The sequence below is a fragment of the Chitinophaga sp. CB10 genome (assembly GCA_001870995.2).
GTDB lineage: Bacteria > Bacteroidota > Bacteroidia > Chitinophagales > Chitinophagaceae > Chitinophaga.
The window spans coordinates 117,425-130,518 of record MLAV02000009.1; the positions used below are offsets into that span (position 1 = coordinate 117,425).

A 13,094-nucleotide genomic window follows, 5' to 3' on the forward strand; every position below is an offset into this window, starting at 1 on the left:
CCAGCCGGCAACACACCCAAAGTTAATATGTGATAGTATCAACAGGTTATCCTCTGCCTGGCCAGTCGTTCACATGCTCGGCAGCGCCCAGTTTCAGCGTGCGTGCAGAAATGACGAAGCTCAGCGTCATCGGATGGTTACCCACCACGTTGATACCCTCGTTATATTGGATGATGTAGCTATCTGTGAAAGTCAGCTCTTTCATTTTGGCATCTTCATCCGTTTTTTTGATGATGATTTTACCACTGAAAGGTTTATACTGGTTATTCACCATGGACTCAATAACTGACGTATCCTCTGTAGATTCAATTTCCACATGGATAGTACCGCCATACACACCGGAAGAAGGACGGCCTTTGGCGTCCACATCGCGGTTTAAGGAAAAGCTGCATTGCAGTACATCGTATTCTTTTGAGCCAAGTTGAATTTTTGCGTTAAAAGCCATTGTAAGGAGATTTAATAAATTTCGAATGTTGTTTGTACGCATGCACGACCGTTGCAGGCAGGCTGCAATGGGTGTCATCGTTGCATGTAATCAGGGGAAGGAGGGGTTACGCTTTGTCCCTGCCCGGCCAGTCGTTGATATGCTCAGCATTACCGAGCTTCAGCTTGCGGGCGGAAATTGTAAAACGCAGTTTCATAGGATCAGTACCTACGACGTTAATACCTTCGGAATACTTGATAATGTAGGCGTCCTCAAAAGTGACTTCCTTCATTTTAGCATCCTCTTCGGATTTTTTAATGAGGACTTTACCGGCGATAGGTTTAAATTGGTTGTTTACCATCGCTTCTACGATAGAGGTATCCTCTGTGGATTCCACTTCCACATCGATGGTACCACCGTACACACCGGAAGCAGGACGGCCTTTTGCGTCCACATCCCTGTTCAGGGAATAATTGCAGCTGAGTACATCGTACTCCTTGCCTGCCATGTTTAATTTTGCATTGAATGCCATAGTAATGAAAATTTATTGGTAAATAATAAAAACAATGGTCGTCCTGCACCGCACGGTAACGGGTTACGGCGCCGGGTATAACAAAACACCTTTAAGGTTACTGATTAACAGGTTCTTCTTCGGTACAAACAATTATCGTCTGATGGTTCCGGGTTTAAAGGTTTTTAAATAGAAAATGGTTCTTCGTTTATTCAAATATTAATCTTCTTAAGATACTGTCCTTTCTGTAAAACTAATATTAAATTCCAGTGCATGCAACTTTCGTGTAGTCATTTCATGCAGTGTTAACACACTACATAAACTTCTCTCCAAATGCGATCATTTTCATACACCACTTTTTAGCATAATCATTTTCCGGGGCATGTACGTAACCGATAGTACAGGTACGTACCGGGTTAATCCGGCAGCGTTCCAGCACCGTCCGTTTGATGGAGTGGTAAGTAGGCTTTTTGTTCAATTGCCATTCTTTCCAGCTGGCTTCATCAAGTACGGAAACAATCCTGGCCGACTTCCCGGCGTACGATTGGCCGGCCCCAAACAGCCTGTCAAAAAATCCCGAGAGCTTCGCCGGGATGGAATCACGATCCACGGTGCAGAATAATACAATATGATTGGCCCACTTCACTTTTTCCGCTGCATCCAGCAGATCCGGCTCCAGGGGGGTGATCTGGTTATTAAACTGCTTGTTGGGAAGGAATTTGAGGTCCATAATATGAATCTCCTTTACGGACGCTCCTACCTTTTCCGCTCCCAAACGATAAGCCCTCGCGAACTCCTGGTTAATCCCCGATTTATCCGTATCGCCATGTAGTATTAACAAATTCCTCATACGCCCGTAAAATAGGGCATTCAGGAGAAAAAGTCAAAACACGGCAACCCCGTTACTTCTGCACGGCGGCATATTCCGTATTCCAGGTCCTGGTTTCATCCTCTCCCTTATAGCCGTCCAGCTTCACTACAAAGCTTTTGGCAGGGAAATACGGCGTGATATGAATATCCAGGTGAATGCGGTCTTTCTGCACTTCGTCCTGCTCAAAACGCATGATCTTGAAGCGTTCTATCAGCCTGTCCGGCCCCTGTATATTATCCAGGAACTTCACGATCTGCGCGCGCAGGTCATGCTCCGTCCTGGAATTCCAGTTTTCAAAAGCCCGGCGGTTCAGGAAGTCGAACAGCACTTTGGTGATATAGTCGAATACCCTTACAACAGAGTATGTTTGTAAACCGATGTTATCCCCGTTAAACAGCGTTTTGGCGGAGAAGGCCATCACTTTACCGTATTCGTTGACCATCGGCACCAGGCCTATACGTTCCAGCTGGGAAATTTCGCTTTTCTTCAGGTCAAACCTTACGCCATCCGCTTCATTGATAGCCCCGTGTTTCTTACCCGCCGTCACCTGGCTCATCAGGGTATAATACATTTTACCTGCGAGGGATGCGGAGCCTGGCACATACAGGTCCTCTTCTTCGCCGGCGGATTCTACTTTTCCACGGCCTACCAGCCAGTTGCAGGTCATGATCACGTTGGACCGGTAAGGATCTGCACCGGTGAGGTTAGCGGAGGTAAACAGGTCTATCACATCATCCGGCTGGTCCAGATTGGCAAAATCCGTTACCAGCATGGCTTTATTATTATGCGCGATCTTGGCCCATCTTTCCACTACCTTATTGGAACCCAGGTATCCGGGCACTACCAGCAGGGAATAGTTATCCCGCAGGTCAAGCCGGTCGTAGTTTTGTTTCAGTTCTTCCGCTACCTGCTCGATGAACCGGGGATTGTCCAGGTCCGTCAACTGCGACATAGCGGCATTCATAATATTCACATTGGTGAGCTTATCACTCTCCGTATTTTTATAGAACTGGTGTACGGTGCGGTAGGCCTGCTCCAGGTCCCGCGTAGCGTCCAGCGCCAGCCCGATATTTTTCTGCAACAGGGCTTCCGCCTGATCGGCGCGCTGCTGGCTTTCATCCTTGAGTTCAGCTACAGATGCATCTTTACGCAAAAGATCCTGCCATACCTGTATCTTCTTCAATAGCTCTTTTCTTTCTGCTGCCTTATCCTGGTCCGTAAGGAATATCTTTTTACGTGCTTTACGTTCGGGGTTAAGATTTTGTAATCCATCCAGGATGGCTTCCAGAAAATCGAAGCCGCCTACCTTCACCAGTTTTTGCAAACTGTCTTCCAGGGTCAATGCGGGAGTTTGAGGAACTGCATGTTGCAGTACCGGCTGCTCTTGCTGAGCTGCCTGCATTCTTTCGTTTGATGCTGACATGTGTTAGAGTTTATTGCCACTGTGCAGGGCAAGGATTAATTCAGTTTTCAATCTATGGTTACGCGCTGTCGGGTCATCCAATGTACTATATGGCCTGCTGCAATTCTTTTGCAAGGTTTTCCAACGCAGCTGCAAACGCCTGGCGGGTCTCCGGGTTTTCCAGGGTTGCTTTCAGCGTCTTATTTGTCTTCAGCTGACGGATAATATTCAGGTACATTTCACTCTCCAGGTGCAGATCCCGGAGCTGGCCGCTCTGCTGCACCATGCTCTTCACGGAAAAATCTCCCAGGTTATTAAAGTGTAATGTTTCATTTACGGTAGCACCGTCTTTCCCTTCAAAATCTACATTTACTTTCGGTTTAAAATGCCTGAATACTTCTTCCACTGTTTTCAGGCCTTCCACAATTTCGGGTTTGATGGGTTCCTCTTCGGTTAACTGCTGAATGAACAATGTTTTATTTGGCGAGATGTCAACAAACGTTTCTGTCGTATCGATCTTTCTTTCATTACCGCCTATTTCATAATTAAACATGCTGGTTACTTTTTAGATGATAGAAAACAGTATTATAAATCTAATAATTTTCTGCTGTACTCGGCACACATCCGTATTAAATTTTTAAATGGAGGTGATTTGCCAATCCAGCTCTTCCGTTCCTTCTTTTATTTGCAGCAGGATTTTTTTTCCTGCACTTAATTCTCCTGAAATAATCTGCCGGGAAATCGGGCGCCGTAACTGGTTGCGTATAACGCCTGCAATCTGCCTGGCGCCATACTTCGGCGTAAACCCGCTCAGGGCAAGGAGCTTCATGGCCTCCGGGGATATCTCCAGGCCTATCTGCTGCTTATGCAGCGCATCGAGTAAGCCTTTCAATTGTATTTCGAATATCCTGACTACGTTGTCTTCCGTGATAGGACTGAAAGGCACGATCTCGGATAAACGCGCCAGGAACTCCGGCCTGAAATGCCTCGTCATCAGCTCCATCAGTTGCTGGGACTGCGGCATTCTATCCTGGTTGAACTGCTCCGTAATCCACTCGCTGCCTATATTGGACGTGAACAGGATCAGGGCATTGGAAAAGTCGCCCTCCTTCCCCAGGCGGTCATGTATCAGTCCTTCATCCATAATTTGCAGGAAAATGTCAAACACGGATGGATGCGCCTTTTCTATTTCATCGAAGAGCAGCACCGTGTAAGGCTGCTGCCTGATCTTATTCACCAGCAGCCCGCCTTCCTCGTAGCCTACATAGCCAGGAGGCGCGCCATACAGCAACGCTGCAGAATGCTCTTCTTTGAATTCGCTCATATCAAAGCGGATCATGGCCTTTTCATCGTTGAATAAAAATTCCGCAATGGATTTTGCCAACTCCGTTTTGCCGGTACCGGTAGGCCCCAGCAGGAAGAAGGAGCCGATTGGCTGCCCCTTTTTACCCAACCCGCTGCGCGACTCCAAAATGGCTGCAGCAACGGCTTTCAGGGCATGATCCTGCCCTACTACCCGCTGCTTCAGGTGCGCTTCCATGTTCATCAGTTTATCCCGCTCCCGGGTCTGAATCTTACCTATCGGAATGCCTGTTTTAAAAGCGATCACAGCAGCCACATCCTGCTGGCCGGCTTCTAAAATTTTTTCTTTCACCAGCAACTCCAACTTATCAAGTATATCAATCAGGTAGGATTTCAAACCATCTTCATCCTCCGGCGCTTCCATATCCAGGCGTCCTAACAGTATCGGACTTAGCTTGCTCTTCATGTTCACCAGGGTATCCTTTGGCGATAGTTCCAACGATTCCCGCAGTTGCTGCACCTCCCTTTCAGAGGTATCGTTCATGATCCGGATAGCGGCCATGGTACGGTCCAGCAGGTCGAATGCCGCATCCGGCAGCCGCCTGTCCTTCATATACCGCTTCGCCAGCCGCACGCACTCTTCCACCGTGCCCTCCTGTACTTTCAGCTGGTGGTGCGTTTCATAACGCTCCAGCTGGCAGTGCAGCATTTTGGCTGCAGTGGCGGCATCCGGCTCGGCTACCTGCACCACTTCAAACCGGCGGCTAAAAGCTTTTTCCGGTTCTATAATCTTCCGGTATTCCTCAATGGTAGTAGCGCCTATAACGGTAATCTCCCCACGGGCCAGCTCCGGCTTCAGCAGGTTGCCTGCGCCCGAGCCGATTGCGCCCTTGGCATCCAGCAAGGCATGAATCTCATCAATAAAGAGGATTACTTTACCGGGCTGCTTTAATGCCGCAATGATTTTTTTGAGACGGTCTTCAATTTCTCCCTTATACGAAGCGCCGGCAATCAATGCGCCGGTATCCAGTTCCAGTATCCGGGCGTCTTTCAGGGCGGCCGGCACCTCACCGTCCACAATCCTTTGCGCTAACCCATCAATTAAGGCTGTTTTTCCGACTCCTGCATCCCCGGTGATGATCACATTGGGTTTGGATCGCCGGCACAACACTTCAATCACCATTCTCAGCTCCAAATCCCGCCCTATGACAGGATCCGTCTTGCCGGCTTTGGCAATGCCCGTTCTGTCGATCGTATATAGCGCCAGTGCGCCGGATGCGTTGGAGCCGTTCGTATCCTTTTGCCCTGCCTCCTGCTGGATGGATTCGTTCACCTCTTTGTCGTCCAGGTACACTTCCATTAAATCCCTCTCCTTTACCGGGAAGGATTTCATCTGGTCCGCCGGGAAGCCGATGTTAGGCTTGCTGAGCGCAGTCAATACGCAGACCGGCGTAATGAGGTCCAGCCCCATTTTCAACCGCACGTCGTCCGCCTCTTCAAACACCAGGGCTACTTCCGGCGTACTCTTTACCTCCGGATGCAGCTGTTTTGCGCTGGGAAACTCGTCCATGCGGATTTCCGCCCACTCCTGCAGATAGGCCGGGTCCTTATCAATGGCGCTGAGCAATGCGCGCAGCCCCGTTTCCTTATGCATCAGGCCTGCCAGGAGGTGCGGTGGACCATAGCTGCCATGCCGCCTTTCCTTAGCCAGGGCCTCCGCCACATGCACGGCATGCTTCACCGATTCGCTTAAATTGAGCATGTTCATAGCTTCCAGTCGCTTTGCGTGATATAAAAATATGGTTCTCCGTTAGAGATGAAATAATCCGCCGTTTGCAGCTGCTTCTTCACCACCTCATTGCATTTGCGGAGGTAGTTGATATACTTTTCAAAGTCTGCTGCGGACATATTGCGTTTCAAATCCGCTACAGAATAGCGGGCAAAGGGTTCCAGCGGCTGCGGCATGCCTGTCACCCTTTCCAGGTAAACCGGCAGCTTCATACTACGTATAGCCCCGCGGTTATACATATCCTTCCACTGGCTTTCGCCGTAGGCCACATACTCCCTGGCCAGTTTCTTACGGAAGTCCTTCCCGTCCTGCTGCAGGTTATCCCCCGCGAGGCGGGAGAGTAAATCCGATAACTGCAACACTTCATCCTGGCTGAGCAGGATGGCGTATTCCATCGGGGAATTCTTATCTACCAAAGGCTCTTTGGCCTCTACTTCAAAATAGTATTTGAAAGCGTTATGCGGCAGCTGTTCGCCCAGGTTATCCGGCACTACGTTCTTGCCATTGTTCACTGCTGCCATTACCGGCATGGTGATCTTTTCCTTTAACCTGCCGGATATCATAAACACGCTGTCCAGCGATTTGATGATCTGCCGGTTATCGGTGTACACTTCGCCCAGGAAGCGGTTCAGGGCCGTCATCATTTCCCGGTTGGTCTTCACCGCGCCGCGGCCGGGGAATACAATCGCGCCGGGAATCAGGCTGCCGTCAGGGTAGTTGAGATAGTAGGATACCGAGTCCGTATAAGCGGTGTTAAACTGTTGGGTAACTGCCAGGCCTTCCCCTTTTACCATGCGGAGCTTCTTTTGCTCCGCTTCCAGCTGCGCTGTTTTTTCCAGCAGCTGCCTGGATTCCAGCACGAAGTTGTTGAACGAAGGGTCGAACTTATTGTACACCTGGAATACCAGCATGCGCGCATCTACTTCCGCCAGGCCGCGCACCAGCACATCCTCATTGACGCTGCCGGATTTTTTATTCCCGGTGCTGCCGGCTACAATGATGATATTCGTTTGCATGGGATAGCGCTTCAGTATTTTCACCGCTTCCATCAAACCTTCGTAATACGGCTGGTCCGCCACGGCGCCGTTGCAGCGCTGCGTCATGGTGGCTTGTTTGTTGATAAAGTCCACCACTCGGCTGAAATTATCGGAAGGCTCAAATACATTCATACCGGGGGATTGCACGCAACCTTCGCTGCCACGGTACACTACTGCGCCGAATCGGTAATTGTAACTGGCATAGCCCTTTTTACCAAATACGTCTTCAAAGTTCTGAATGGTATTGGTGATGCCGGGCAGGTAATCGCGCATGGCGCTGCCTCCATCCACGACAAACATTACATTTACATGGTTGCCAAAGCGGCGCAGGCGCAGGTAATTGTTATAATCGATCCGGGTACCTTTGATATTGATGACAGTGTTGGAGGATTTATCGAATACATTGTGGGCAACAGCAGAGCGGTAAGGCATATTCAGGCCCAGGCCGCGGCGTTGCACCACCGGCGCCATACGGAACAGCGGGTTATCCGCAGGCAACAGCGGATCATATTCAAAGGCGCCGCCATCGGGCGTCACCGGCTGCAGGTGCGCTTTGAAATATTTTGCAGTGAGGGAGTCATTATCGTAGGAAGCGGTGTTGCCCATTCCCACATAGAGGCGGCTGCCCCAGAGGTGTACCACATCGGCGGATACCCATCCGGCGGTATAGGCTGCGGCGCTATCTGCCGTCAGCTGGCTGGCATGGCCTACCAGGGCCTTCTTCCCGTCTTCAGAGAATTTATAAATATAAATCAGGTCGTTGAGCTTCAGTTTTTCAGTGGCAGGCGTTTGCAGTTCCGGCGAGTTGTACACGATGATGGAATCGTGCGCGAAGTAGTAGCGGGGCTGCGCAATAGGCCCTGCGCCGCTGATGATGCCCACCGCTTTAAAAGGGAAGCGGGTACGTTCATCCACCAGGGCTTTCTGCCACATCAGCACTTTGCTGCGCGGTATCCAGCCATAGCTGACGGCCTTGCGTTTATCCCCTATGCGGGAGCCTTTCTTCAATATGGAAGGATCATATTTTACCAGCCGGAGGTAGCCATTCTTTTCATCGCTGACGAAAAATGGCTGCATGAAATTCAGTTTTTTGAACACCAGGGTACCGCCGGGAGTGGTAGTGGTGTAGTTGCCTTCGCTATCGGAGAATACAATCCAGGCAGTAGCTTCGGTCTTGCCTGAAGGGTCTTTCGTTTGCGGGGTCGGATACCTGAAGTTAACAGGCATCTTTTGAATGCGTTTGCCCGAGTAAAACTGGGCATTCGCCTGGCAACAAAACAATGTGGCAATTAACAATAATAGGACTCTCATCTGTTAAATAGAGATATGGATTATAAATTTACTTTTCAGTTCTATGCTGCTGCACATTTACCATGCCCACACATTTCTTTGGAGACAACGTGAGTCCTACCTCGTCAATCACGATATTCTTGCTGAAGGTAAGTCCGATGCAATAGGAATAAAAGTCTGTTTTCTTACTCCCTGTTTCATCTGTTGCCTGCGCGGAAGTTTTTTCTCCGTTGCAGAGATATTTCTTTACCAGGTAATAATAATGCGTATTAAAATTCTTACCGTTGGCAATTGCCTGCAGGTGCAGTTTAAAATCATCTTTCATCGCCTCTCCGCCGGCGCCGGGATCAATCATATCCAGGTCGTCAAACTCGGTAATATTGAGCGTATAATACACGGGGGCGGGGCTTTTATCCGTCTTCAGGACCACGTTGTACCTGCCCGGGCTGCGGAAGGTATAGAAAGCCGTTCTTCCCTTGGCATCCACCCGGCCCGTTTCCCCGAAGCTCCATTCAAAGATATTGGCGTCGCCTTCTGCTTCCAGGCGCAATTGCTCGCCCACGGTGCCTGAGGTAGGCCCGGTGATGCGGATACTGTCGACCACCACTACGGGCACGGTATCTTTTACCACTACGGGAAACTGTTGCTGCAATTTGCCATCCACCGTAACGCGCACCAGGTAGCTGCCGGATTGTTTAAACCGGTAAAAACCGCTCTGGTTAGTCCTCCGCTCTCCATCTCCAAACTCCCACAACCATTCTTTTGCGCCTGCCGTATTATCCGTGTACACCAGGTTTTCGTTCAGGTAAATTTCATTTTTCAGCAGGTGGGCATTGAGTTCCCGCTTGCTGAACAGGAGCTTCATTACGAGGAATACCACGGCCAGTACGAGTACGGCAACGAGTATATACAGGTAAATGCGGCTCTTGTTATCTGTCTGTACGGCCTTTTGTTTCGTTGTTCCTTCCACTAGTTCCTGTTTTGATTGATAATAGCTTCCTGGATACCACGTTTGGACAGCTTGCAGCGGTCCAGATCGCTGTTCAGCTTTTCGATATTATGGTAGTTGCCACGAAGCTCTTTCTTATCATAGAATAGTACTTCCAGCAACTGTGCCTGTTGCAGGAATACTTTATAGCGCTTGTCGTATGATTTGTGCTGATAGGCGGCCTTGATGCTGGCGATCGCATTCAGGATATCCGACTCCAGGAAGAGGGCCTGCACGGAAGGATCAAAGTCCATGATCTTTTTGTAGGTAGAATCTACAGCCGGGCGTACTTCCGCCGCCACCGATTCGAATTGCTCTTCTTCGATAATCCGCTGTGACAGTTTTTCCTTCATCTCGCTGCTGCCCACATTGCTGCCGGAAAATATCAGCCAGGAGAGGAGGCCTATGGTTAAAAAACTCAGCACCAGCAGGAACACAAATTGCTCCTGTCGCGCTTTAATGCTTAAATGCGCCATATATGCTCTAGTATCCGTTTAATTTTTTCATAGCTTTTTTGGTAGAATGGTCGCAGGCTTCCAGCTGCTCTCTCAGACTTTCCATCTGAAAGCGGGTTTGTGACAGCGAATCTTTCAGGCTGGCCAGCACCATTACATTCCGGGTCATTTTGCCATACAGCTCATAGCTAGGGGCAACGGTTAACTGCCTGCGCTCATCCAGCAGGCCACGGACACGGTTGTTATCCGATTGTACGCCATTAATCAACAGGGCCTGATTACTCAGTTCCTGCGCATCCGCGTTGACGTACTGCGAAAGGGACCTGAGTTTGAGTAATACATTATCGAACCGGCTGGTGACTTCCTCCCGGTAATAGGTCAACTGGTCGTAAGTACGTGATTGTTCCCCCAGCAAACGCAACTCATGCCTGCCTGTGAAAAAAAAGCACGCCACACCCATTAACACGAACAGGATCAGGATGACGAAATGAATAATAAACTTGAAATAAGACCTGTTCAATTCCTGTAAATTGATCGGCTTCATATCATTATGGTTGCTGTTTAAAGCTAGGTTCTATAATATGGTTTTTTAAACTTATTGGCTAACGGGGTAACTCGTCAAGTTCGTTGTGATCATGAATATTCGGGCTAATAAACGATCTTCTTAAATTCATACTTCCATAATCACGGTTGTAATATACTTACAAATATTATACTGAAAAATGTTTTTATCACATTTTTTTTTAGTTTTGAAATTGTTAACATGTTAACCAATGGCCATTTCTTTTTATAAAAAACCGTTTGACCTCTCCAGAGTTTTTTCCAATTCCCCGCTGGAAACTTGCGACCATGGCGCTTCTATAGCGCAGCACATCGAACTTATCATATTCACCCGCTTTGGAGAACACCGGTTCAATCCTGACTTTGGCTGCGAGGTATGGGAGCTGGACTTTCAACTGATCGTCAATCAATCCATGTGGGAAGACCGTATGTGCCAATCCCTCACGCAGGCCATCACCAGCCAGGAGCAAAGGTTATATGGCGTGGAATGCGAAATAAGCGTCACCGATGTGGAAAAGGTTTTTCCGCTGCGCAGGATCACAGAAATAAAAAAACGCGTAGATATTATTATAAAAGGAAAGCTTACCGCTACCGGGGAAAACTATGTATTTAATACAGCCTTGTTCCTCAGTCCTTTATCTTCTGAATAAACGATATGCAGTATCCATTACATTATACCTCAAAAGATAATATCCGGGCCCGCCTGCTGCAAACCGCAGCGGACTTCTGGGGCGTGCGCTCCACCGCCGACCTGGACCCGCTCGTGCGCCTGCTCATTGAAGCCTTATCCGGAGAGCTGTACAACTTATCCAATGACCTGAAGAATACGGAAAGCCGGCTGCTCAATAAACTGGCAGCACTCCTAACGCCTGACCTGCTCACCGCCGCATTGCCGGCTCATGCATTGATGCAGGCCATGCCCCTGGAAGCTAGTGAGCTGCTCCGGGAAGAACGGCACTTTGTGTACAATCCCAAAAAGGAAACGGGGGGCCAGGAAGTGTTCTTTTCGCCGGTAGCACCTACACGGATATACGATGCGCAAATCGCGTACATGGCCACCGGCAGTAACCTCTACTCCAATGATCCCAGGCAGGGCAAAATATTAGCCGGCGCAGGTAAATCTCTCCCCCACCAAATTTTATACCTGGGCCTGCGGGTAAATAACCAGCTTACGCGGTTAGCAAACCTTACGTTCTACCTGAACCGGCCGCACTTCGCCTTTAATAATGAATGGTACAGGCTGCTGTCCCTCTGCACCGCCCATATTGGCGGACAGGCTGTAACGCTGCAGCATGGCCTGCCGGGAACGCCCCCGGGTCAAAAGGAAAACCTGCTCGAAGAAACGCTGGCCTTTGACGTAATGCCCGTGATTGCGCGGGACGTGTTAAATTATTACGCGCCGCATTTCCTCCATTGCGACCTGCAGCCCTCCCTGTACGAAAAAAAGCCTTATCCGCCGGCCTTCGCAATCGCCTTCGACGAACGCACCCTCTCCAATTTAAAGGAGCCCTTACTATGGCTGGAAATACATTTCCCGCCGGCCATACAGCCGGATAACCTGGAAGTATATACGAACGCAGTGCCAGTGATGAACCGGCGGCTACACGCCGTCACCCACCGGTTTAAAGGCATCGGTAATATCATCCCCGTGAAACCGGGGCTGCATGAATCCTTCCTGAGCGTGCATCAACTCACTGACAGCCACGGGAAACAGTACTTCCCCGTGTCTTACAACAACGGTGAAATGCATACGCAGGATGCCTATTCCGTGCGACTGGGAGGCGCCGAACGGTTCGACAGCCGCAATGCCCGCGAAATGATCAACTACCTGTTTGAACTGCTGCGGGATGAAAGCGCCGCCTTCTCGGCTTATGGTTACGACTTCCTCACGGACGTGTTGAAGAACCTCCGCCAAAACCTGGAGTTGGTAGAGCAGAAAGCGCGTAAGTCCCTCGATGCGATGACCGAAGCTACCCGCTACGTCATCGTAAAACCCTCCTCTGCAACGGAAATTATGCACCTCACCTATTGGACGACGCAGCACGACATGGCGCAGCAGTTACGCAGCGGCGCCTTGCTGACGCAGTTCGAAGGCTCCGGCACCCGGGCGGATTCCCTGATACTCCTCACCAAACCCGCAGGCGGGCGGCAAGCGGCGGACCGCAGCAACCTGCTGCAAGCCTATAAGTATGGCCTCATGACGCGGGACCGCATTGTAACGGAAGACGATATACGAAATTTCTGCCGGCATGAACTGGGGGGCAGGATCGCGGACGTGAAAATACAACGGGGAGTAATGGTATCCCCGCATCCAAAGGAAGGGCTGAAAAAAACGACGGACATCCTGATAACGCCGTCGCAGCCGTTTGAAAAAGAAGAGTGGGAATTTACCCAGCAGTCGCTACTCCGCAAGCTGGTAGCCCGGAGCGGACTGCTGGTCACCTACAGGATTATGCTGGCCTGA

The 13,094-nt window shown here is 49.8% G+C and carries 12 protein-coding genes; 2 read left to right on the forward strand and 10 right to left on the reverse strand.

The genetic code is table 11. The features are described from left to right. Window positions 1-46: 46 nt before the first annotated feature. From tssD (BOC67_RS14505) to tssO (BOC67_RS14550), 10 genes are all read right to left on the reverse strand, one after another. Window positions 47-445 carry a type VI secretion system tube protein TssD gene (tssD, locus tag BOC67_RS14505; RefSeq protein WP_291911108.1) on the reverse strand — a complete coding sequence of 133 codons (399 nt, stop codon included), beginning with the start codon at window positions 443-445 and terminating at the stop codon, window positions 47-49. A gap of 106 nt (window positions 446-551) precedes the next feature. After that, complete coding sequence (gene tssD, locus BOC67_RS14510) at window positions 552-956, reverse strand: type VI secretion system tube protein TssD (protein WP_291911110.1); 405 nt, start codon at window positions 954-956, stop codon at window positions 552-554. A 292-nt stretch (window positions 957-1,248) separates the two neighbouring features. After that, window positions 1,249-1,785 (reverse strand): NAD(P)H-dependent oxidoreductase, encoded by a 537-nt coding sequence (locus BOC67_RS14515; RefSeq protein ID WP_291911111.1) that lies wholly within the window; start codon window positions 1,783-1,785, stop codon window positions 1,249-1,251. A gap of 52 nt (window positions 1,786-1,837) precedes the next feature. Then, window positions 1,838-3,229 (reverse strand): DUF5458 family protein, encoded by a 1,392-nt coding sequence (locus BOC67_RS14520; protein ID WP_291911112.1) that lies wholly within the window; start codon window positions 3,227-3,229, stop codon window positions 1,838-1,840. Window positions 3,230-3,314: 85 nt separating this feature from the next. Continuing rightward, the gene (locus BOC67_RS14525; protein ID WP_291911114.1) at window positions 3,315-3,761 is read right to left on the reverse strand and encodes a type VI secretion system contractile sheath small subunit; all 447 of its coding nucleotides are present in this window, start codon (window positions 3,759-3,761) and stop codon (window positions 3,315-3,317) included. Window positions 3,762-3,845: 84 nt separating this feature from the next. After that, a complete protein-coding gene (locus BOC67_RS14530) occupies window positions 3,846-6,278 on the reverse strand; it encodes an ATP-dependent Clp protease ATP-binding subunit (RefSeq protein WP_291911116.1) in 2,433 nt (810 codons plus the stop codon). Further along, window positions 6,275-8,563, reverse strand: a complete 2,289-nt coding sequence (gene tssR / locus BOC67_RS14535; RefSeq protein ID WP_291911118.1) for a type VI secretion system protein TssR domain-containing protein — start codon at window positions 8,561-8,563, stop codon at window positions 6,275-6,277. The genes BOC67_RS14530 and tssR overlap by 4 nt, the downstream gene beginning before the upstream one ends. Window positions 8,564-8,675: 112 nt before the next feature. After that, the gene (locus BOC67_RS14540; RefSeq protein ID WP_291911120.1) at window positions 8,676-9,596 is read right to left on the reverse strand and encodes a PKD domain-containing protein; all 921 of its coding nucleotides are present in this window, start codon (window positions 9,594-9,596) and stop codon (window positions 8,676-8,678) included. Then, window positions 9,596-10,090: a type VI secretion system TssO gene (gene tssO, locus BOC67_RS14545; protein WP_291911121.1), complete on the reverse strand. Its 495-nt coding sequence runs from the start codon at window positions 10,088-10,090 to the stop codon at window positions 9,596-9,598. Before tssO (BOC67_RS14545) ends, BOC67_RS14540 begins: the two co-directional genes overlap by 1 nt. Window positions 10,091-10,097: 7 nt before the next feature. After that, a complete protein-coding gene (gene tssO / locus BOC67_RS14550) occupies window positions 10,098-10,613 on the reverse strand; it encodes a type VI secretion system TssO (RefSeq protein ID WP_291911123.1) in 516 nt (171 codons plus the stop codon). 229 nt (window positions 10,614-10,842) lie between these two features. Here tssO (BOC67_RS14550) and BOC67_RS14555 point away from each other — a divergent pair, with 229 nt between their 5' ends. Both BOC67_RS14555 and BOC67_RS14560 read left to right on the forward strand, forming a co-directional pair. Next, window positions 10,843-11,280, forward strand: coding sequence for a GPW/gp25 family protein (locus BOC67_RS14555; RefSeq protein ID WP_291911125.1), 438 nt, complete (start codon window positions 10,843-10,845; stop codon window positions 11,278-11,280). Between the two features lie 5 nt (window positions 11,281-11,285). Next, window positions 11,286-13,094 carry a type VI secretion system baseplate subunit TssF gene (locus BOC67_RS14560; RefSeq protein WP_291911127.1) on the forward strand — a complete coding sequence of 603 codons (1,809 nt, stop codon included), beginning with the start codon at window positions 11,286-11,288 and terminating at the stop codon, window positions 13,092-13,094.